Source organism: Streptomyces sp. URMC 126 (genome assembly GCF_051386555.1).
In the GTDB taxonomy this organism is placed as follows: Bacteria; Actinomycetota; Actinomycetes; order Streptomycetales; family Streptomycetaceae; genus Streptomyces.
This window is the reverse complement of record NZ_JBPQTX010000825.1, coordinates 1-277: the sequence shown is the minus strand read 5'-3', so window position 1 is coordinate 277 and position 277 is coordinate 1. Positions and strand designations below refer to the sequence as shown.

At 69.3% G+C, this 277-nt stretch carries 1 pseudogene; it reads right to left on the bottom strand.

What is annotated here, in order from left to right:
• A pseudogene (gene glyA, locus ACSNOK_RS34090) lies at positions 1-277 on the bottom strand (serine hydroxymethyltransferase); the annotation flags it as partial.

Here is a 277-nt window from a genome sequence, read left to right as displayed (position 1 = left end):
GCCGAGCACGGTGTCGCCGGGCTCGGCGAAGGCGAGATAGACGGCGAGGTTGGCGGGCGAGCCGGAGTAGGGCTGGACGTTGGCGTGTTCGGTGCCGAAGAGCGCCTTGGCGCGCTCGATCGCGAGGGTCTCGACGGGGTCGATGTTCTGCTGGCCCTCGTAGTAACGGCGGCCGGGGTAGCCCTCGCTGTACTTGTTCTGGAGCACCGTGCCGGTGGCCTCCAGCACGGCCGGGGAGACGTAGTTCTCGCTGGGGATCAGCCGCAGCGTCTCCGAC